Origin of the sequence: Pseudonocardia sp. CA-107938 (assembly GCF_050936315.1) — a bacterium.
GTDB lineage: Bacteria > Actinomycetota > Actinomycetes > Mycobacteriales > Pseudonocardiaceae > Pseudonocardia.
Map to the genome: position 1 here is coordinate 276,219 of NZ_JBNJNA010000001.1, position 19,786 is coordinate 296,004.

Annotated in this window: 18 protein-coding genes; 11 read left to right on the forward strand and 7 right to left on the reverse strand. The window is 72.6% G+C overall.

Going from position 1 to position 19,786, the window contains the following annotated elements; genetic code table 11:
• Nucleotides 1-120: 120 nt before the first annotated feature.
• The 5 genes from treS to glgB all read left to right on the forward strand — a co-directional run bounded on the left by treS (nucleotide 121) and on the right by glgB (nucleotide 7,882).
• Entirely contained in the window at nucleotides 121-1,872 is a 1,752-nt protein-coding gene (treS, locus tag ACQEVB_RS01290; RefSeq protein WP_432963640.1) for a maltose alpha-D-glucosyltransferase, read from the forward strand.
• A complete protein-coding gene (locus tag ACQEVB_RS01295) occupies nucleotides 1,869-3,233 on the forward strand; it encodes a maltokinase N-terminal cap-like domain-containing protein (RefSeq protein ID WP_432963643.1) in 1,365 nt (454 codons plus the stop codon). The genes treS and ACQEVB_RS01295 overlap by 4 nt, the downstream gene beginning before the upstream one ends.
• Nucleotides 3,234-3,249: 16 nt before the next feature.
• On the forward strand, nucleotides 3,250-3,762 hold the full coding sequence (locus ACQEVB_RS01300) for a flavoprotein (protein WP_432963646.1): 513 nt from the start codon (nucleotides 3,250-3,252) through the stop codon (nucleotides 3,760-3,762).
• Nucleotides 3,763-3,792: 30 nt separating this feature from the next.
• Nucleotides 3,793-5,316, forward strand: coding sequence for an OmpA family protein (locus ACQEVB_RS01305; protein ID WP_432963649.1), 1,524 nt, complete (start codon nucleotides 3,793-3,795; stop codon nucleotides 5,314-5,316).
• A gap of 130 nt (nucleotides 5,317-5,446) precedes the next feature.
• Nucleotides 5,447-7,882, forward strand: a complete 2,436-nt coding sequence (gene glgB / locus ACQEVB_RS01310) for a 1,4-alpha-glucan branching protein GlgB (protein ID WP_432980040.1) — start codon at nucleotides 5,447-5,449, stop codon at nucleotides 7,880-7,882.
• On the opposite strand, the gene ACQEVB_RS01315 is transcribed toward glgB, so the two are convergent.
• Nucleotides 7,777-8,967 (reverse strand): glycosyltransferase family 87 protein, encoded by a 1,191-nt coding sequence (locus ACQEVB_RS01315; protein WP_432963652.1) that lies wholly within the window; start codon nucleotides 8,965-8,967, stop codon nucleotides 7,777-7,779. The two genes, glgB and ACQEVB_RS01315, sit on opposite strands and share 106 nt — an antisense overlap.
• Nucleotides 8,968-9,105: 138 nt before the next feature.
• On the opposite strand from ACQEVB_RS01315, the gene ACQEVB_RS01320 reads away from it, so the two are divergent.
• Entirely contained in the window at nucleotides 9,106-10,482 is a 1,377-nt protein-coding gene (locus ACQEVB_RS01320) for a neutral zinc metallopeptidase (protein WP_432963655.1), read from the forward strand.
• 40 nt (nucleotides 10,483-10,522) lie between these two features.
• Here the strand turns inward: ACQEVB_RS01320 and ACQEVB_RS01325 are convergent, their stop codons facing one another.
• Nucleotides 10,523-11,446: a tetratricopeptide repeat protein gene (locus tag ACQEVB_RS01325; RefSeq protein ID WP_432980043.1), complete on the reverse strand. Its 924-nt coding sequence runs from the start codon at nucleotides 11,444-11,446 to the stop codon at nucleotides 10,523-10,525.
• A gap of 192 nt (nucleotides 11,447-11,638) precedes the next feature.
• Nucleotides 11,639-12,496, reverse strand: coding sequence for an SCO6745 family protein (locus ACQEVB_RS01330; RefSeq protein ID WP_432980046.1), 858 nt, complete (start codon nucleotides 12,494-12,496; stop codon nucleotides 11,639-11,641).
• Nucleotides 12,497-12,786: 290 nt separating this feature from the next.
• Between ACQEVB_RS01330 and ACQEVB_RS01335 the strand changes: the two genes are divergently transcribed.
• Nucleotides 12,787-13,080: a hypothetical protein gene (locus tag ACQEVB_RS01335; protein WP_432963658.1), complete on the forward strand. Its 294-nt coding sequence runs from the start codon at nucleotides 12,787-12,789 to the stop codon at nucleotides 13,078-13,080.
• Between the two features lie 64 nt (nucleotides 13,081-13,144).
• Here the strand turns inward: ACQEVB_RS01335 and ACQEVB_RS01340 are convergent, their stop codons facing one another.
• Nucleotides 13,145-13,453, reverse strand: coding sequence for a thiamine-binding protein (locus ACQEVB_RS01340; protein ID WP_432963661.1), 309 nt, complete (start codon nucleotides 13,451-13,453; stop codon nucleotides 13,145-13,147).
• A gap of 48 nt (nucleotides 13,454-13,501) precedes the next feature.
• Here ACQEVB_RS01340 and ACQEVB_RS01345 point away from each other — a divergent pair, with 48 nt between their 5' ends.
• Complete coding sequence (locus ACQEVB_RS01345; protein WP_432963664.1) at nucleotides 13,502-14,017, forward strand: MarR family winged helix-turn-helix transcriptional regulator; 516 nt, start codon at nucleotides 13,502-13,504, stop codon at nucleotides 14,015-14,017.
• A gap of 17 nt (nucleotides 14,018-14,034) precedes the next feature.
• On the opposite strand, the gene ACQEVB_RS01350 is transcribed toward ACQEVB_RS01345, so the two are convergent.
• On the reverse strand, nucleotides 14,035-14,274 hold the full coding sequence (locus ACQEVB_RS01350; RefSeq protein WP_432963667.1) for a hypothetical protein: 240 nt from the start codon (nucleotides 14,272-14,274) through the stop codon (nucleotides 14,035-14,037).
• An 81-nt stretch (nucleotides 14,275-14,355) separates the two neighbouring features.
• Here ACQEVB_RS01350 and ACQEVB_RS01355 point away from each other — a divergent pair, with 81 nt between their 5' ends.
• Nucleotides 14,356-15,495, forward strand: coding sequence for a helix-turn-helix domain-containing protein (locus tag ACQEVB_RS01355; RefSeq protein WP_432963670.1), 1,140 nt, complete (start codon nucleotides 14,356-14,358; stop codon nucleotides 15,493-15,495).
• Between the two features lie 38 nt (nucleotides 15,496-15,533).
• Here the strand turns inward: ACQEVB_RS01355 and meaB are convergent, their stop codons facing one another.
• Nucleotides 15,534-16,538, reverse strand: a complete 1,005-nt coding sequence (gene meaB, locus ACQEVB_RS01360) for a methylmalonyl Co-A mutase-associated GTPase MeaB (protein ID WP_432963672.1) — start codon at nucleotides 16,536-16,538, stop codon at nucleotides 15,534-15,536.
• Between the two features lie 10 nt (nucleotides 16,539-16,548).
• Nucleotides 16,549-17,742 (reverse strand): acetyl-CoA C-acetyltransferase, encoded by a 1,194-nt coding sequence (locus tag ACQEVB_RS01365; RefSeq protein WP_432963675.1) that lies wholly within the window; start codon nucleotides 17,740-17,742, stop codon nucleotides 16,549-16,551.
• Nucleotides 17,743-17,861: 119 nt separating this feature from the next.
• On the opposite strand from ACQEVB_RS01365, the gene mce reads away from it, so the two are divergent.
• Nucleotides 17,862-18,314: a methylmalonyl-CoA epimerase gene (gene mce, locus ACQEVB_RS01370; RefSeq protein WP_432963678.1), complete on the forward strand. Its 453-nt coding sequence runs from the start codon at nucleotides 17,862-17,864 to the stop codon at nucleotides 18,312-18,314.
• 99 nt (nucleotides 18,315-18,413) lie between these two features.
• Entirely contained in the window at nucleotides 18,414-19,745 is a 1,332-nt protein-coding gene (gene ccrA / locus ACQEVB_RS01375; protein WP_432963681.1) for a crotonyl-CoA carboxylase/reductase, read from the forward strand.
• Nucleotides 19,746-19,786: the final 41 nt, after the last annotated feature.

The following is a 19,786-nucleotide window of genomic DNA, read 5'->3' on the forward strand; positions in this document are numbered from 1 at the left end:
GGCTGACCCGCGCGCTACCCTCGCCGGACACCCGCCTCGTGCTGCGCGACACGCCTCCCCGCGGTAGGACGGTAAGGGTGCCGCCGTCCATCCCCGCCCGGTAGGAATCGCGATACCTCCATGTCGATCGACAACGCGCCAGCAAGCCCCGACCACGCCGTGAACGAGCAGCTGGTCGAGACCTCCTCCGACGACTTCGGCCACGCCCGAGCTCTCGACGTCGAACCCGAGTGGTTCAAGAAGGCCGTCTTCTACGAGGTGCTCGTCAGGGCGTTCTTCGACTCCAACCGCGACGGCACCGGCGACCTGCGTGGCCTGACGGAGAAGCTCGACTACATCCAGTGGCTGGGCGTCGACTGCATCTGGCTGCCGCCGTTCTACGACTCGCCGCTGCGCGACGGCGGCTACGACATCCGCGACTTCCGCGCGGTGCTGCCCGAGTTCGGCACCGTCGACGACTTCGTCACCCTGCTCGACGAGGCGCACAAGCGCGGCATCCGCGTCATCACCGACCTGGTCATGAACCACACCTCGGACACCCACCAGTGGTTCGAGGAGTCGCGGCGCAATCCCGACGGTCCCTACGGCGACTTCTACATGTGGGAGGACGACGACTCCCGCTACCCCGACGCGCGGATCATCTTCGTCGACACCGAGGCGTCCAACTGGACCTACGACCCGGTGCGCGGCCAGTTCTACTGGCACCGGTTCTTCTCCCACCAGCCCGACCTGAACTACGACTGCGAGGCCGTGCAGGACGCGATGCTCGACGTCCTGCGGTTCTGGCTCGACCTCGGCATCGACGGGTTCCGGCTCGACGCCGTCCCCTACCTGTACGCCCGGGACGGCACGAACTGCGAGAACCTGCCGGAGACCCACGCGTTCCTCAAGCGCACCCGCAAGGTGATGGAGGACGAGTACCCGGGCCGGGTCATGCTCGCGGAGGCCAACCAGTGGCCCGCCGACGTCGTCGAGTACTTCGGGGACCCGGAGGTCGGCGGCGACGAGTGCCAGATGGCGTTCCACTTCCCGCTGATGCCGCGCATCTTCATGGCGGTGCGGCGGGAGAACCGCTTCCCGATCTCGGAGATCCTGGCGCAGACGCCGCCGATCCCGTCCGGCTGCCAGTGGGGCATCTTCCTGCGGAACCACGACGAGCTGACGCTCGAGATGGTCACCGACGAAGAGCGCGACTACATGTACGCGGAGTACGCCAAGGACCCGCGGATGAAGGCCAACATCGGCATCCGCCGTCGCCTCGCGCCGCTGCTGGAGAACGACCGCAACCAGCTGGAGCTGTTCACCGCGCTGCTGCTGTCGCTGCCCGGCTCTCCCGTCCTCTACTACGGCGACGAGATCGGCATGGGCGACAACATCTGGCTCGGCGACCGCGACGCCGTGCGCAGCCCGATGCAGTGGACGCCCGACCGCAACGCCGGGTTCTCCACCAGCGATCCCGGCCGGCTGTACCTGCCGCCGATCATGGACCCGCTCTACGGGTACCAGGCCGTGAACGTGGAGGCGCAGCTCAACTCCACCACGTCGCTGCTGCACTGGACGCGGCACATGATCGAGATCCGCAAGCGGCACCAGGCGTTCGGCCTGGGCACGTACACCGAGCTGGGTGGGTCCAACCCGTCGGTCCTCGCGTACGTGCGGGCGCACGGCGACGACGTCGTGCTCTGCGTCAACAACATGTCTCGGTTCCCCCAACCGGTGGAACTCGACCTGTCGCCGTGGAAGGGTGGCGCTCCACACGAGCTGACCGGAGGGGTGCCGTTCCCTCGCATCGGCGAGCTGCCCTACCTGCTCACCCTGCCCGGCCACGGCTTCTACTGGTTCTCGATCAAGCCTGCGGAGGACACTGCGTGAGTCCGGACCCGACCCTCGACGAGGCGCTGCCGCGCCTGCTGCCCGACTGGCTGCCCACCCAGCGGTGGTTCGCAGCGAAGGGCCGCGCGATCACGTCGGTGTCGGTCGTCGCGGCCGTCCCGCTGCGGACCGGGGATGCGCCGCTGCTCGACCACGTGCTGGTCGCGGTCACGTTCGACGACGGCGGGACCGTCCAGCACTACCAGCTCTACGTCGCCCGGGACGAGGCGCCGAGCGGCGAGCTGGAGCACGTGGCGATCGGGCCGGTCGGCGGATGCATCGCGTACGACGGGCTGTGGGACCCGCGGGTGACGGAGTGGCTGATCGGTGCGCTCCGCGACGGGCTGGTCGTCGGGGACCTGCGCTTCGTCGCCGAGCCGGGCGCGGACATCGCCGAGCCCGGCCCCGGTCGGGTGCTCGGCGTGGAGCAGTCGAACACGTCCGTGTCGTGGGGGGACCGCTCCATCCTCAAGACGTTCCGGCTGGTGCAGCCGGGCGTGAACCCGGACCTGGAGATGCACCGGGCGCTGCGGTCGGTCGGCAGCATCGACGTCGCGGCGCTGCAGGGCGCGGTGGAGGGCGTGCTGCACGGCGAACCCGTCACGCTCGGGATGCTGCAGGACTTCGCGGCCAACTCCGCCGACGGCTGGTCGATGGCGCTCGCCAGCGTGCGCGACCTGCTCGCCGAGGCCGACCTGCGCGCCGACGAGGTGGGCGGCGACTTCGCCGGCGAGTCCGCCCGGCTCGGCGAGACGATCGCCGTCGTGCACGCCGAGCTGCGCGCCGCGCTGGGGGAGAGCTCGCGCGAGGCCGCGGAGCTGGTGGCGGGCTGGAACCGGCGGCTCGACGACGCCGTCGCCGAGGTCCCGGCGCTGGCGCCGCACGCCGACGCGATCCGCGCCGTCTACGCCGAGGTGACGGGCACCGTCGCGACCCAGCGGATGCACGGCGACCTGCACCTCGGCCAGACCCTGCGCACGCCGAAGGGCTGGCTGGTGCTCGACTTCGAGGGCGAGCCGGCGTCCCCGCTCGTCGAACGCACCCGGCCGGACTCGGCCCTGCGCGACGTCGCCGGCATGCTGCGCTCGTTCGACTACGCGGCCTTCCACTCGTTCGCCACCGACGCCGAACCCGACCAGCAGCTCGTCTGGCACGCCGGCGAGTGGGCCGCCCGCAACCGCGCGGCGTTCTGCGACGGCTACGCCCTCCGCGCCGGCACCGACCCGCGCGCCGATGGCGCCCTCCTCAACGCGTTCGAGCTGGACAAGGCCGTCTACGAGACGGTGTACGAGACCCGCAACCGGCCGTCGTGGGTCCCGATCCCGCTGGGGTCGATCGCCCGCCTCGTCGGCGCCCGGTGATCACGGCCTTCTCCGTGTGAGGCCCGCGCTCACCCTCGTCGTCTGCGGTGCCCCGCTGGCGGCGCGTTCGGCAGAGGTGGCGACCGCCCTCGCCGACCGTGGGTGGAGCGTCACGACCGTCGTCTCGCCGTCGGCTCTCCAGTGGCGGTCCGCTCCACCTGTGGCCGCCCGCACGCCGCGTCCGGCGACCGTCCTCGCGCTGCCGCTGACGTTCAACTCGGCCAACAAGGTGGCCGCCGGCATCATGGACACCCGGACCTGCGGTGCCTTGTGCGACGCGCTCGGCGCCGGTGTGCCCGTGTTCGCGGTCGCGATGGTCAACGACCGGCTGTGGGGGCACCCGGTGTGGTCGTCGACGCTGCGCGCACTCACCGGTGCGGGCGTGCGCTGGCTCGACCCCCTGGACGGACCCGTCGACCGTCCGGCGGCCGTCCCGTCCGGGACGGGTGACGAGTTGGTCCGATCGTTCGACCCCGTAGCCATCGCCGCCGCCATCGTGCCTGGTGAGCGCTCCGTGCAAGCTCCGTGAAATCTGGATCGCCAGACTGTCGCCGACAGGATGACCATCGTTTTCCAGGCGGGGGACAAGATCATGATCGACGGGCGACGCATAGTGGCCGCGGTCGCGGCGCTGGCGCTGCTGGCCCTACCGGCGTGCGGGCGGGGCGAGCAGGGCCGCGCCACGTCGGCCGGCGCGCTCGCCGCGCCGGGCACCGCCGCGCCGTCCGCGAAGTCCGGGTCCGGCACCGCGAACGCGGTCGCGACCAGCACCAAGGTGCGCGCGGACAACCTGCGGCTGGTGCGGTCGGGCAACGCCGACATCGCGCTGCAGTTCGAGTTCGTCAACACCGGCACCGACGCGGTCACCCCGTCATCACTCGGGATGGACCCGTCGACGCACGTGATCGCGTTCCTGGTCGACCTGCCGCGCGGCACCGGCTACGCGGTGCAGCGGAGCACGCAGGCGAACCCGGACATCGACTTCTCCAAGCCCGAGCAGGCCCGCGCGAGCGCCAGCACGACGAAGGACGTGCCGGGCGGCGGTTCGAGCACGGTCACGCTGGTCTACCCGGCCCCGCCCGCCGAGACGGCGTCGATGCTGGTGCTCGTCGACGGGTTCGTCCCGACCGAGGTGCCCGTGCAGCCGGCCGGTTCGCCGTCGCTCAAGGACGATCCGGTGCTGCACCAGTCGAACGTGCCGTTCGACGACCTGTTCCAGCCCGTGCAGCCGCTGGTCTGCCCCGTGGAGGGCGCGGCGAAGCCGTCCGGCCCGGTGGGACCGTCCTCGTTCCGGCTGCCCAGCGACGCGCTGTTCGCGTTCGGCAAGGCCGACCTCAGCCCCGCCGCCAGCGGCGCGATCGACGCGCTCGCCAAGCAGGTCACCGCGAAGTCCGGCACCGTGACGATCGAGGGCCACACCGACTCGATCGGCGGCGACGCCGAGAACCAGAAGCTCTCCGAGGCCCGCGCGGCGGCGGCGCAGAAGGCACTGGCGGACAAGCTCGGCTCCGGTTTCACCTACAGGACGGTCGGCTTCGGCGAGACCAGGCCGGTCGCGCCCAACACGAAGCCGGACGGCAGCGACGACCCCGACGGGCGCGCGCAGAACCGGCGCGTCGAGATCACGGTCGACGCCGCGGCCGCGGCCGCGCCGGAACCGCCGCCGGCCCGGGACGAGCCCGACGTCTCCCTCGACGGCTCGGGGCTGCAGCCGAAGGTGCAGAGCGTCACGGCGCTCGCCGGGTACACGGTGGCCCAGGTGGCGATCACCAACGGCGGCAGCGCCGCGAAGGACCTCGGCTACCTGAACGACCCCAACCGCAACGGCGTGAACGGCATCCGCGCCGACACCGGTGGCGAGCTGAGCATCAACCTCACCTCCGGCTCGCAGCTGCGTGGCTGCCTCTTCACCCCGTCATGGTGGGGCGTGCTGGAGAACGGCAGCGGCGCCGACCGCATCCCGGCGGGCGGCACGTTGGTCCAGTGGGCGGTCTTCGGGCCCGTCCCGCCGGACCAGAAGTCGGTCACCGTCGGCGTCGGCGGCTTCGCCACGCCGTTCCCCGCACGGGTCGCCAGCAGGTAGCAGCCTCCCGCGAAACCCGGTCGGTCCAGGTCCCTGGGCCGGCCGGGTGGATCACCCGCCCGACCGGGCAGGGTGTGCCGGGGAGCACTAGGGTTGTCCGGTGGCTGGCGAGGAGACCCGGACCCCGACCATCGACCCGTGTCCGCCCGACCCCGGCACCGTCGACAAGGTGCTCGGCGGAGCGCACCACGATCCGCACTCGGTGCTCGGCGCGCACCCGCACCCGGACGGCACGGTCGTGCGGGTGCTGCGCCCGCACGCCGACGAGGTGCACGTGGTGCGCGAGGGCGGGGAGGGTCATCCGCTCGTCCGCGTCCACGACGCGGGACTGTTCTCCGGCGTCGTGCCGGGCCCACCGGCGGACTACCGGCTGGCCGTGCGCTACGGCGAGCGCGTCGACATCGTCGACGACCCGTACCGCTGGCTGCCCACGCTCGGCGACATGGACCTCCACCTGATCGGTGAGGGCCGCCACGAGCGCCTGTGGGACGTGCTGGGTGCGCACGTGCGCACCTACGACACCCCGGCGGGGCCGGTCACCGGCACCAGCTTCGCGGTGTGGGCGCCGAACGCGCAGGGCGTCCGCGTCACCGGCGACTTCGACGGCTGGAGCGGCTGGGCGCACCCGATGCGCGTGCTCGGCTCCGCCGGCGTGTGGGAGCTGTTCGTGCCCGGGATCGACGTGGGCACCCGCTACAAGTTCCGCGTCCTCGGGCGTGACGGGCAGTGGCGCGACAAGGCCGACCCGATGGCGTTCCGCACCGAGATCCCCCCGGCCACGGCGTCCATCGTCGACGCGGCCGCGCACGAGTGGGGCGACGGCGAGTGGATGGCGGCCCGCGCGCAGCGGCAGCCGCACGCCGGGCCGATGAGCGTCTACGAGCTGCACCTGGGCTCGTGGCGGCAGGGCCTGTCCTACCGGGACGTCGCGCACCAGCTCGTCGACTACCTGGCCGAGACCGGGTTCACGCACGTCGAGCTGCTGCCGGTGGCCGAGCACCCGTTCGGCGGGTCGTGGGGCTACCAGGTCACCTCGTACTACGCCCCGACCGCGCGGTTCGGCACTCCCGACGACTTCCGGTACTTCGTCGACCACCTCCATCAGCACGGATACGGCGTCATCGTCGACTGGGTGCCGGCGCACTTCCCGCGCGACGAGTGGGCGCTGGCGAAGTTCGACGGCTCCGCGCTGTACGAGCACGCCGATCCGCGGCGCGGCGAGCAGCCCGACTGGGGCACCCTCGTGTTCGACTTCGGCCGCCGCGAGGTCCGCAACTTCCTCGTCGCCAACGCCCTGTACTGGCTGGAGAGCTTCCACGTCGACGGCCTGCGCGTCGACGCGGTGGCGTCGATGCTCTACCTCGACTACTCCCGCAAGGACGGGCAGTGGCTGCCCAACATCCACGGCGGCCGCGAGAACCTCGATGCCGTGGCGTTCCTGCAGGAGATGAACGCGACCGTCTACAAGAACCACCCCGGCGTCGTGACGATCGCCGAGGAGTCCACGGCGTGGCCGGGCGTCACCCGTCCCACGCACCTGGGCGGGCTCGGGTTCGGGTTCAAGTGGAACATGGGGTGGATGCACGACACGCTCGACTACATCGGGCGCGACCCCATCTACCGGGGCTACCACCACAACCAGATGACGTTCTCGCTGATGTACGCGTTCAGCGAGAACTTCGTGCTCCCGATCAGCCACGACGAGGTCGTCCACGGCAAGGGCTCGCTGTGGGAGCGCATGCCCGGCGACGCGTGGAACAAGGCGGCCGGCATCCGCGCGCTGCTCGCGTACATGTGGGCGCACCCGGGCAAGCAGCTGCTCTTCATGGGCGGTGAGTTCGGGCAGCAGCGGGAGTGGTCGGAGCAGCGGTCGCTGGACTGGCACCTGCTCGAGGACCCGCTGCACTCCGGCATCAAGTCGCTCGTCGGCGACCTGAACCGGGCCTACCGCGACGCCCCAGCGCTGTGGACGATGGACGGCTCGCCGGAGGGCTTCTCCTGGATCGACGCCAACGACAGCGGCGGCAACGTGCTGTCGTTCCTGCGTCAGGGCACCGACGCGGACGGGCGTCCGGTCGTGCTCGCGTGCATCGCCAACTTCTCCGGCACCCCGAAGCCCGACTACCGGATCGGGCTGCCGTTCGGCGGACGCTGGCGGGAGGTGCTCAACACCGACGCCGTCAGCTACGGCGGCTCGGGCGTGGGCAACCTCGGTGCCGTCGACGCGGAAGCACGGGTGTGGCACGGACGACCGGCCTCGGCCGTGCTGCAGCTGCCGCCGTCCGGTGTGCTGTGGCTGGTGCCGGAGCCCTACACCGGGAACGTGCGGCGCAGCGAGGTGGCGGCGGCCCCGGCGGTGGAGCCCGCCGACCCGGACGACGTGGCCGACGAGGTCCCGCCGAGCGACGCCCCGGCGCGCGTCGACCCGGATGCCGGGACGACGACGGACGAGGCCTCCGGTCAGGCTTCGGCGGCCCCGGCGGACGACGTCGACACCGCGGGTTCGGCCGGTGCGGAGCTGCTGGGTTCGGCCGAGACGGCCGACCGCGACAGCGACCACCAGTAGCCGAGCAGGATCACGCAGTAGAGCGAGCGGGCGACCGCCGGACCGATCCCGTCCGGCGGCCACTCGGCGTTCCACGAGACGGGGATCAGTGCGACCGCGAACGCGACCGCCACGAGCGCCGTCCGGCCCCTGGCCAGCAGGATCAGCATGCCGGGCCACAGCAGCATCAGGTAGTTGTGCCAGGCGATCGGGGAGAACAGCAGGCTGGCGGCGATCACCGCCCACATGGCCGAGCCCGTCGGGTCGACGTCGGCGCGTCGGCGCCCCAGCCAGGCGAGGGTGCCGATCAGCACGACCGCGCCGAGCAGCATGCCGGCGACGGCGGTGAGCGCGGGCGAGAACCCAGCAGCGTAGGCGAAGCGGACGGCGAGGCCGGGCAGCGACGCGTTGTCCACCGTGTTCGGGACGCCCTCGGTGAACGCGATCCGCAGCCATCCCCACGCGCTCGCCGGGCCGGCGACCGCCACCCCGAGGAGGCTCGCGCCGGCGGCCCCGTAGATGCCGGCTCGGAACTCCGGCCAGCGCCGCAGGACCGCCGGCAACAGCAGGATCGGCGCCAGTGACGGCTTCAACGCCACCGTCGCGCCGAGCAGCACCGCCCCCAGCAACGGCCGGTCGTGCCGCTGCGCGATCCAGCCGGCGACCAGCCCGACCAGCAACAACGGATAGATCTGCCCGAGCACGAGCGTGCCGTGCACCGGCGACGACGCGACCACGGCCACGAGCACCAACGCCGTCGCCGCCGGGTGCAGGCGCAGCTCCCGCGCCACCGCCCAGATGGCCCCGACCACCATCAGCAGCGTCAGCACCATCCAGATGCGGTACGCGGTGAGCGCGTCGAGCGCCGCGAACGGCGTGAGCAGCACCGACAGCAGCGGCGGGTTGAGGTTGCGCAGCTTCGCGCCCGTCACGTAGATGTCGCCGCCCTGGGTGAGGGCAACCGCGGAGTGCCAGAAGGTGTCGAAGTCGACGTGCAGATCACGCATGTCGGGCAGCGGCAGCATCGTCACCAGCGCATCGGGGTGCCGCACCGTCAGCACGACCGCGGTGACGAGCGAGGCCAGCACCACCACTCCGGCACTCACCTGGCCCACGACCGGCGGCAGCACAGCAGTAGGCCGGCGATCCTGGGACGGAGATTCCTGCGGCACGGTGTTCGACGGTATCCCGGTCGTGCCAGCGCCGCGGCACCGGACCCGGCCGTGGCCCGCCATGATGGGCGCATGCATCGGGTGCCGCGGCTCGTGGCGGCGATCGCGGCGCTGGCCGTCGTGCTGCTGACGGCGGGGTGCGCCCAGGTCGTCGCGGGCCGTGCCGTGGCCGTGGACGGCCCCGCCGGCACCGTGCCCACGCCGGTCCCGCTCATGCCCGGCGACGTCGACCAGCTCAGCAGCGCGATCGCCGAGCAGGTCCAGGGGTACTGGCGCACGGCGTTCCCGCAGGCGTTCGGCACGCCATGGCGAGACCTCGCCATCGTCCGGCCCGTGCACCCCGGCAACCCGTCCGAGCAGCGGCCGCCGTGCGTCGACGCCCTGCGCGAGGTCGAGTCGCAGGCCTTCTACTGCCCGCAGGCCGACGCCGTCATCTGGGACGCCGACCACCTGATCCCGAAGCTCGACGGCGACTTCGGAGCACCCGGCGTCGTCGTCGTGATCGCGCACGAGATCGGGCACGCGGTGCAGAACCGGTTGGGCGTGAGCGCTGCGGCCCGCGCCGACCCGCAGCGGTACCCGACGATCCTGCTCGAGGCACAGGCCGACTGCTACGCCGGCGTCGCGCTCGCCTCCTTCACCGACCGACCCGTCGCCGGCACCCGCATCGGCCCCGCCGAACGGGACGCCGCGCTCCTCGCCATGATCGGGTTCCGCGACCCGGTGGGCGTGTCACCCGGAGACCGGCGAGCACACGGCAACGCGTTCGACCGGGTCTCCGCGTTCCAGGACGGCTACCTGGGCTCCGCGCAGACATGCGCAGGCATGACGCTGGAGAACCGCGCCTTCACCCAGCGGCGGTTCGGGTCGGCCGAGGACGCCGCCCGTCGCGGTGACCTGCCGCTGCGCAAGCTGTTGACCGCCGTCGACACCGACGCCCGCGCCTGGTTCGGCTCGCTCGCGCCGACGTACGCCCCGTCGTGGGTGCCGCCGCCGCTGCAACCCCAGGCGAGCACGGCCTGCCCCGCCGAGGACGTGCGCGCGCAGGGGCCGGCGAGCTTCTGCCGGGCCGACGGGGGCGTGGCGATCGACCCGGACGCCGTCGCCACGGTCCACCGGTCGATCGGCGACTACGCCGCCGGTGTCGTCGTGGCCAGCCGCTACGCGCTCGCCCTCTGGGTCGCGCACGGAGGCGCCCCGACCGGGCCGGCCGCCGGTCGGGCCGCGCTGTGCCTGTCCGGGGCGTACACCGCTCGCTTGATCGACGCCACCGGCTCGTTCTCCCTGTCCCCCGGCGATCTCGACGAAGCCGTGCAGGCCCTCGTCGCCGACACCTGGGCCGGCCGCGACGCCGCAGGCGCCGCCGACCCGGCCGCCCACGGCTTCGACCGCATCGCCGTCTTCCGCGAGGGCGCGCAGGGCGGCCCGCAGGCGTGCATGACGGACTGACGCACTTCCGGCCGCCGTCGGCGTCGGCGTCGGCGTCGGCTCAGAAGAGCGCGCGGGCCAGCCCGCGCCGCGCCTTCGTGACCCGCGGATCGTCGGCAGGGAACAGCTCGAACAGCTCGACGAGGTGTTGGCGGGCGCGTTCCCGCTCGTCCCCCACCGTGCGCTGGACCAGCCCGAGCAGCCGGGCGAAGGCAGCGTCCACCCGGTCGGTGGCCACCTCGGTGTCGGCGGCGGCGAGCTGGGCGTCGACGTCGTCCGGCGCCGCGTCGGCCTTCGCGACGGCCGACGGGTCGGCCTGCTCCGCGCGAGCGAGGAACCGCACCTGCAGCAGTGCTGCGGCGGCGTCCTCGTTGGCCGGCTCGCTGTCGAGGATCTTCTGGTAGGCCTGCTCGGCCGCTGCGTAGTCGCCTCGCTCGATCGCGTCCTCGGCCGCGGTGAACCGGGGGTCCTCCGGCTCCTCGACGGGCTCGGCCGCGCCTGCGCCGCGCTCGGCCTCGGCAATGGCCGGCATGCGGTCGCGGAGGGCGTCGAGCAGCGCGCTGATCCACTGCCGGACCTGGGGCTCGGGCAGCGCACCGGTGAACGCGTCGAGGGGTTGCCCGCCGGCAACCGCGACGACCATCGGGATGGACTGGGCGCCGAACAACTGCGCGATGCGCTGGTTGGCGTCCACGTCGACCTTGGCGAGGATCCACGCTCCGTTGGCCGCAGCGGCGAGCCGTTCCAGCACGGGCGAGAGCTGCTTGCACGGCCCGCACCAGTCGGCCCACAGGTCGACGATGACCGGCACCTGCAGTGACCGCTCCACCACCTCGGTCTGGAAGGTCTGCTCGGTGACGTCCACGACGAACGCGCTGCCACCGGCGGCCGGCGGACCACCCGCGGCGGGCGGCCCCTGCTGCGCGGCGCGCGCCGTCGCTTCGGATCGCGCCTTGAGCGCGGACAGGTCCACCGCGCCGGCCATGGCCGACGAGAGAGCCGCCGACTGCGCGGCGCGTGCTCGCGGGTCAGGTCGGGTCACGACGCCTCCTCGCTGACGCTGGTCGGCGCCGTGCCCGGCGGTGCTGTGCTGAACGGTGCAGTCACGAGCTCGGTCACAGCTTCATCCTGGCACGCCCCGTCGATGGGTGCTCCGGGGCTCACCGGCGGACAGCGGCTACCCGTCGCCTGCCAGACCGATCGGGTCGACCGCGGGGAACGCACCGGCCAGCACCGCCGTCCGCAGGGGCAGGGCGAGCTCGAGGAGCCGCTCCGCCGCAGCTTCACCGACCGCGTCCCACGGCGGACTCGCGAGCTCGTCCGTGCGCGCCTCGATCTCGCGGCGCAGTTGTGCACCGGCGGCGGTGACGGCGGCACCACCCGGTTCGACCAGACCGCGGCCGGCCAACCGGACCGCCCCGGCCACCCATTCCTCCTCCGTCCACCCGCGCCAGGTGCGCCAGTTCGCCGGATCGCGCACCGCTGCACGTTCCGCCGGTGCGGCGGCCGCCACCAGCACCAGTGACTCGACGGGGTCGATCCCCGCCGTCAGGAGCGCGGCCACGTGCCCGTCGCCGCGCTGCTCGCGCAGCACGGTCTGCGCGTGCCACAGCGCCAGGTGCGGTTCCTCGGGCACCGGCAGGGCGGCGTTGGCGGCAGCCAGTGCCCGACCCGCGGTCGGCGCTGCGGCCGCGGCGGCCGTGGCGATCTCCGCGGCCTCGGCGAGCCCGCCGGAGGCGATCACGTCGGCTCCGAGTAGACGACGCAGCGCCACGTCGACCGCGGCCAGCCGGGCTGCGACGAACCGCTCCGGCGACGCCACCGCCCAGGCATCCGGCACTGCCCGGGCCACCCGGCCGGGGGCGAACCCGTAGAACAACGCCCCGACCACGTCCGGCCCCACCGCGCCCAGCGGGGCCGCCCGCTGGGCGAAGTAGCTCATCCAGAAACCCTTCGTGCCCAGCGCCGTGCAGTACTGCAGCGGCTCCGGTTCGAAGTAGGTCACGGCATGTATCGGTTCCAATGCCCGCCACATCCGCCGCGCGCGGAGTTGTCGCTGGTCGCCCACGTCGTTGTGCACGGGACGAAGCCTAGGACGCGGATCGACGGCCTCGCCTGCGTCACCCGATCCGGTCGACGCAACCGGCGGAAGATCCACGCAGCGTGCGCGACACGCCGTCACCGGACCGCAGGTGGATCACCGGTATAGCCGAGCACCGCAGGCCCCGACCGGTTCGTTCTCCATACGAGAGTGACCGCACGATCGCTCTGCGTACATGACCGTCTGGCGTCGCACGGCGCCCACGTCCCGGAGGACGACCCACGATGAGCCCCGACAACTCCGTCACCGACCGACTCCTCAGCGAGGCCCGCCGGAAGACCGCGCGCCAGGAGAGCTCGACCGTGGGCAAGGTCGCCGTGGCCCTCGGCGCGCTGGCCCTGCTCGGCAGCCCGATCTCGATCGTCGGCTGGGTGCTCGGCCTGGCCGCGGTGGGCACCGGGATCTCCGCCGTGAACCGCCCGGCGACCGCGCAGCTCGCGAAGATCGCGATCACCCTCGGCGTGCTCGCCATCCTGGTGGGCGTCTTCTTCTTCACGCTCAACATCGCCCGCAGCTGACGACGGCTGCCGACCGCGCGACCGCGGCGAGCCCGACGCTGGCACCCGGGCTCGCCGCGCCCGGTCAGGAGTCGTTGCGGCGCAACGCCTCCTCCACCCGGTCGACCTTGGCCGTGAGCTGGCCCGTCCAGCCCGGCCGGATGTCGGCCTTCAACACCAGGCTGACCCGCGACGACCGCGCCTGAACGGCCTCGACGGCGCGCTTCACCACCTCCATCCCCTCGTCCCAGGTCTCCGCCTCGATCGTCGTGAACATCGAGGTGGTCTCGTTCGGCAGCCCGGACTCGCGCACGACGCGGACGGCCTCGGCCACCGCCTCGCTGACCCCTGCCTGAGCGCCGTCGGCCGGCGCGATGCTGAATGCGAAGAGCATGCAGCCAGCCTGCCCGACGATCGGGGTCCACGAACATCGACACTGCTAATGTCGCTGGTCGTGGCCCCGCGCGATCCCCTGCCGTTCGACCCGATCATGCGAGCCGCCGAGCTGTGGGAGAAGCGGATCGGCCCCTCCCGGACGATGGCCGCCGTGACCAGCGTGATGCGCGCCCAGCAGATCCTGCTGAGCGCCGTGGACACCGCGCTGCGGCCGCACGGGCTCACGTTCGCCCGCTACGAGGCGCTGGTGCTGCTCACGTTCGCGCGAACGGGGAAGCTCCCCATGCGCGTGATGGGTGAGCGGCTCCAGCTGCACCCGACGAGCGTGACCAACATCGTGGACCGCCTCCAGGCCGACGGCCTGGCCCGGCGGACCCCGCACCCGACCGACCGGCGCGCCACCCTGGTGGAGATCACCGAGGCGGGCAGCGCCCGGCTCGAGAGCGCGACGGCGGCGGTGACGGGGATCGACTTCGGCCTCACCGGTCTCTCCGCCGAGGAGGAGACCACACTCACCGATCTCCTCGCGAAGGTGCGCAGGTCGGCCGGCGACTTCGGCTGACAGTCGCACCGCCGGGCTCACGGCTCACCACCGGCCGTGCCGTCGTCGCCATCGCCCGGCGCGGCCCGCGAGGGGCCGCCGCGGCGGCCTCCGTGCGACTGCCCGCCGGGCCAGCTGCGCATCGTGCGCCCCCTGCTGCGCCGGTCCGCGGCCCGCCGGCCGCCACGATGCGTGCTGCACCGCCCGGCCAGGTACCCGACCACCGCCACACCTCCCGACCCCACCAGCGTGCACACGTTGCAACCCAGGAGATCCACGACCGCCTCCTCACGACCTGTTGACGCACTGTTGCGTCAACGTCGTTGACAGTAGCCGCGACCCCCGACATTCTTGACGGCATGACCGAACAGACGATCGAATCCGCCGCCGCTCCGGGAGCGCCGACCGAGTCCACGCGGGGGTTCGCGATGCGCGCCGATCGAACGACCCCGCTGCGCGCGGCGCGGACCGCGGCCGGGCTGTCGCAGTCGGCCGCCGCCCGAGAGCTCGTCGCACTCGCGCAGGCGCGCGGAGCACCGGTGGCCGGCGCCGTCAGCCTCAAGACCCAGCTGTCCCGCTGGGAGAACGGCCACGCGCTGCCCGAGCCGCACTACCGCGAGCTGCTCGCCGAGCTGTACGGCCGCAGCGTCGCCGAGCTGGGCCTGGCACCCGCTGATCCGCCACCGGAGGGCGGGCTGAGAGCGCGCCTCGCCGCGGCGGCGGCCGTCGACGAGGCGGCGATCGCGGTCTGGCGCGAGCAGCTCGCGCTCACCGAGCGGCTCGACGCACAGCTCGGCGCAGCCGGATCGGCCGGTCCGCTGCAGGCGCTGGTGGCGCACCTCGATGGCGTCCTGATGCACCGCACCACCGCGGCGCACCGGCGGCCGGTCGCGGCCGTGCTGGCCGACGCGGCCGCCCTCGCAGGTGAGCAGGCGCTCGACACCGGCGACACCGACACCGCATGGACCACGCTGCGCACGTCGCACGCGGCGGCCGTCGAAGCAGCGACCGCCACCAGAGCGCGTGCCGCTGCGGGGTTGGCCGCCGTCCTCGTGGACGTCGGTGAGCCGGCCGCGGCTCTGGAGCTCATCGCGGAGGAGCCCGAACCGAGCGACGGGACGTCGGTCCACCTGGCGGTGGCGCGCGGCCTCGCCGCTGCGGCGAGCGGCGACCGCCCGGCATCTGAACGCGCGTTCCGCCGCGCCCGCACGCTGGCCGGGGCGGTCGACCAGGTGCATCCGGCGGCTCAGGTCACGGTGGACTTCTGCTGGGGCCACGCCCTGCTCGCGATGGGCGACGACGAAGCGGTCACCCCGCTGCAGCGCGCACTCGACGCGGGTCCGCCGACCGTTCGCGCCCGTGCCGGCATCCACGCGGACCTGGCCCTCAGCCTCGCCACCAGTGCACCCGAGAGCTCGGCCGAGCACGCCCGCGCCGCCGACGAGCTGGCCACGCGGATCGGTTCCACCCGCATCGCGGCGCGGCTACGGGCACGGTGACCCATGTCCGGAGCGACGACGTCCTCGCCGGCCCAGCATCAGCGGAGGGCGGCGCCCGCGGCCTGCTCGAGCTCGTCCGCCGCCGCGTACGGATCGAGTTCCCGGCCAGCCACCCGGGCAGCGAGGTCGGGCAACGCGCCGCGACCGCGCAGATCGCCGAACCGCACCCGCACCCGCTCCAGCGCGATGGCCTCGATCTCAGCAGCAGCGCGATCGCGGCGACGCCGCTCCCGCACGCCGTGCTCGTCGATCCAGGTGCGGTGGCGGTCGAGCTCGGCGACGAGCTGGTCGACACCGTCGCCACGGGAGGCGACGGTCCGCACCACGGCGGGCCGCCAGCCGCCGCCGGCGCCGGGATCCTCCGGGTTGCCGTCCTCGCGACCGAGCGACAGCATGTGCCGCAGGTCGCGCACGGTCTGGGCGGCACCGTCGCGATCAGCCTTGTTCACCACGAACAGGTCACCGATCTCGAGGATGCCGGCCTTCGCGGCCTGGATCCCGTCGCCCATGCCCGGCGCCAGCATCACGACGGTGGTGTCGGCCAGCGCCACCACGTCGATCTCCGACTGGCCGACCCCGACGGTCTCCACGAGCACCACGTCGAAGCCCGCGGCATCGAGCACACGCAGCGCCTGCGGGGTGGCCCACGCGAGCCCGCCGAGATGGCCGCGGGTGGCCATCGAGCGGATGAAGACCCCGTCGTCGGTGGCGTGCTCGGACATGCGCACGCGGTCGCCGAGCAGCGCCCCGCCGGAGAAGGGCGAGGAGGGGTCCACCGCCAGCACGCCGACGGTCCGGTTCTGCTTGCGCAACGCCGCCACCAGCGCCGACGTCGTGGTGGACTTGCCGACACCGGGCGGGCCGGTCAGCCCGACGACGTGCGCGTGCCCCGTGTGCGGGGCGAGCGCCGCCGCCACCTCGCGCAGCCGATCGTGCCGGCCGCCGCGGTCGGTGTCGACGAGCGAGATCAACCGGGAGACGGCGAGCGGCTCGCCCTTCCGAGCTCGTCGGACGAGCTCGGGCAGGTCCGGGCCGCTCCCCATCCCGGTGGGATCAGCTCGCGGCCGGCACGCGCAGGATCAGCGCGTCGCCCTGGCCGCCCCCGCCGCAGAGCGCGGCCGCCCCGACACCACCGCCACGGCGTCCCAGCTCCAACGCGAGGTGGAGGGCCAGCCGCGCACCCGAGGCCCCGATGGGGTGCCCGAGCGCGATCGCCCCGCCGTTCGGGTTGACCTTCTCGGGGTCGACCTCGAGCTTGCGGGTGGAGACGATGCCGACGGAGGCGAAGGCCTCGTTGATCTCGATGACGTCGAGGTCGGCCGGCGAGATGCCCTCCTTGGCGCAGGCGGCGATGATCGCGTTGGCCGGCTGCTCATGGAGGCTGGAGTCGTCCGGCCCGGCCACCATCCCCTGGGCGCCGATCTCGGCGATCCAGGCCAGGCCCAGTTCTTCGGCCTTGGCCTTGCTCATGACGACGACGGCGGCAGCTCCGTCGGAGATCGGCGACGACGAGCCGGCCGTGATGGTGCCGTCGGCGGCGAACGCCGGACGCAGCTTGGCGAGCCCCTCGGCAGTGGTGTCGGGTCGCACGCCCTCGTCGGTGTCGATCACGATCGGGTCGCCCTTGCGCTGCGGCACCGAGACCGGAGTGATCTCCTGGGCGAACAGACCGTCGGCGATCGCCTTTCCGGCCCGCTGGTGCGACGCGGCGGCGAAGGCGTCCTGATCCTCGCGGGAGATGCCGTACCGGGCGTTGTGCTTCTCGGTGGAGGCGCCCATCGAGACCTGGTCGAACGAGTCGTGCAGGCCGTCGTACGCCATGTGGTCGAGCATGGTGACGTCGCCGTACTTGAAGCCCGAGCGGGACTTGCCGAGCAGGTGCGGGGCCTGCGTCATCGACTCCTGTCCACCGGCGACCACGATCTCGGCCGCACCGGCACGGATGAGCTGGTCGGCGAGGGCGATGGCGTTGAGTCCCGAGAGGCACACCTTGTTGATCGTGAGCGCTGGCACGGCCATGCCGATGCCGGCGGCGACGGCGGCCTGCCGAGCAGGGATCTGGCCGGCGCCGGCGGTGAGCACCTGCCCCATGATCACGTAGTCGACCTGGTCGGGCCGCACGCCGGCCTTCTCCAGCGCACCCTTGATCGCGAAGCCGCCGAGCTGCGCGCCGGTGAAGTCCTTCAGGTTGCCGAGCAGCCGACCCATCGGCGTGCGGGCCCCATTGACGATCACGGTTCCGGACACGTTTCCTCCTGCGACTCCGACGGCCAGGTGAAGCGACGATACCCGCGGGTAGGAGCCCTTGCCGCGGTGACGAGGCGCACAACCCCGCAGCTCGCGCCGTTGCGGGTTAGTGTCCGCCCATGTCTGAAACCCTTGCCCGACACGGCGTGCTCGCGGTCGACCACGTCGGCATCGCTGTGCCTGACCTGGACGCGGCGATCGCCTGGTACGCCTCCACGTTCGGCCTGGTGGCCACGCACGTCGAGGAGAACGAGGAGCAGGGCGTCCGGGAGGCGATGTTGTCCCCCGAACACGGCGGCGACACCCAGATCCAGCTGCTCGCCCCACTGCGCGCGGACTCCCCCATCGGCAAGTTCCTCGATCGGAGCGGGCCCGGCATCCAGCAGATGGCGTATCGGGTGGCCGACATCGACGCCACCAGCGCGGAGCTGCGGGAGAAGGGTGTGCGCCTGCTCTACGACGAGCCGCGGCGGGGCACCGCGGATTCGCGGATCAACTTCGTCCACCCGAAGGACGCGGGCGGGGTGCTCGTGGAGCTGGTGGAGCCCGCCGCGGGGGCCACCGCGCACTGACGTGGCGACCACCACAGCAGAACGGCACCGGAGCGGTTACTATACTGCGCGGTAGCATTTGGGATGCCAAGCAACGACTGAGCCATCGGAGGCCGAGCCGTGCAGGAGATCCGCGACGCCATCCTCGCCGGGCAGTTCGACGCCGTGGGCGGTCTGCCCGTGCCCGACCACTACCGGGGCGTCACCGTGCACGCCGACGAGGCCGAGATGTTCGCGGGCATCCCGTCCCGCGACAAGGACCCGCGCAAGAGCCTGCACGTCGACGACGTGCCCACCCCGGAGCTCGGGCCGGGCGAGGCGATCGTTGCAGTGATGGCGAGCGCCATCAACTACAACACCGTCTGGACGTCGATCTTCGAGCCGGTGTCGACGTTCGGGTTCCTCAAGCGCTACGGCCGCGTGTCCGAGCTGACCAAGCGCCATGACCTGCCCTACCACGTCGTCGGCTCCGACCTGGCCGGCGTCGTGCTGCGCACCGGACCTGGTGTGAACCGGTGGAAGCCGGGCGACCGCGTCGTCGCGCACTGCCTCTCGGTGGAGCTGGAGGCCCCCGACGGCCACAACGACACGATGATGGACCCGGAGCAGCGGATCTGGGGCTTCGAGACCAACTTCGGCGGCCTTGCCGAGCTGGCGCTGGTGAAGGCCAACCAGCTGATGCCGAAGCCGGCCCACCTGAGCTGGGAGGAGGCGGCGAGTCCCGGCCTGGTCAACTCGACCGCGTACCGCCAGCTCGTCTCGGGCAACGGGGCCGGCATGAAGCAGGGCGACACCGTGCTCATCTGGGGTGCCTCGGGCGGGCTCGGCTCCTACGCCACCCAGTTCGCGCTCAACGGTGGCGCCACACCGGTCTGCGTCGTCTCCTCCCCCGCCAAGGCGGAGATCTGCCGGAAGATGGGCGCCGAGCTGATCATCGACCGGAGCGCCGAGGGCTACCGGTTCTGGAAGGACGAGCACACCCAGGACCCCAAGGAGTGGAAGCGGTTCGGCGCGCGGATCCGCGAGCTGACCGGAGGCGACGACCCTGACATCGTGTTCGAGCACCCCGGTCGCGAGACGTTCGGCGCCAGCGTCTACGTCGCGCGCAAGGGCGGCACGATCGTCACCTGCGCGTCGACGTCGGGGTACGAGCACTCCTACGACAACCGCTACCTGTGGATGAACCTCAAGCGGATCATCGGCTCGCACTTCGCGAACTACCGCGAGTCGTGGGAGGCGAACCGGCTCATCGCGAAGGGCCAGATCCACCCGACCGTCTCGAAGGTCTATCCGCTGGAGGAGACCGGCCAAGCGGCGCTGGACGTGCACACCAACAGCCATCAGGGCAAGGTCGGCGTGCTCGCGCTCGCGCCCGAGGAAGGTCTGGGCGTGACAGACCCCGAGTTCCGCGCCCGGCACATCGACGCCATCAACCGCTTCCGAGGCGTCTGATCAACGCGCACCTGATTGAGTGACGAACAACACCACGGTGA

Excerpts from the sequence above, each read along its gene's own strand:
- treS (WP_432963640.1), top strand. The coding sequence starts at position 121 with ATGTCGATCGACAACGCGCCAGCAAGCCCCGACCACGCCGTGAACGAG.
- ACQEVB_RS01305 (WP_432963649.1), top strand. The coding sequence starts at position 3,793 with ATGACCATCGTTTTCCAGGCGGGGGACAAGATCATGATCGACGGGCGA.
- ACQEVB_RS01320 (WP_432963655.1), top strand. The coding sequence starts at position 9,106 with ATGCATCGGGTGCCGCGGCTCGTGGCGGCGATCGCGGCGCTGGCCGTC.
- ACQEVB_RS01325 (WP_432980043.1), bottom strand. The coding sequence starts at position 11,446 with ATGGCCGGCGCGGTGGACCTGTCCGCGCTCAAGGCGCGATCCGAAGCG.
- ACQEVB_RS01330 (WP_432980046.1), bottom strand. The coding sequence starts at position 12,496 with ATGTGGCGGGCATTGGAACCGATACATGCCGTGACCTACTTCGAACCG.
- ACQEVB_RS01335 (WP_432963658.1), top strand. The coding sequence starts at position 12,787 with ATGAGCCCCGACAACTCCGTCACCGACCGACTCCTCAGCGAGGCCCGC.
- ACQEVB_RS01340 (WP_432963661.1), bottom strand. The coding sequence starts at position 13,453 with ATGCTCTTCGCATTCAGCATCGCGCCGGCCGACGGCGCTCAGGCAGGG.
- ACQEVB_RS01345 (WP_432963664.1), top strand. The coding sequence starts at position 13,502 with ATGTCGCTGGTCGTGGCCCCGCGCGATCCCCTGCCGTTCGACCCGATC.
- ACQEVB_RS01355 (WP_432963670.1), top strand. The coding sequence starts at position 14,356 with ATGACCGAACAGACGATCGAATCCGCCGCCGCTCCGGGAGCGCCGACC.
- meaB (WP_432963672.1), bottom strand. The coding sequence starts at position 16,538 with ATGGGGAGCGGCCCGGACCTGCCCGAGCTCGTCCGACGAGCTCGGAAG.
- mce (WP_432963678.1), top strand. The coding sequence starts at position 17,862 with ATGTCTGAAACCCTTGCCCGACACGGCGTGCTCGCGGTCGACCACGTC.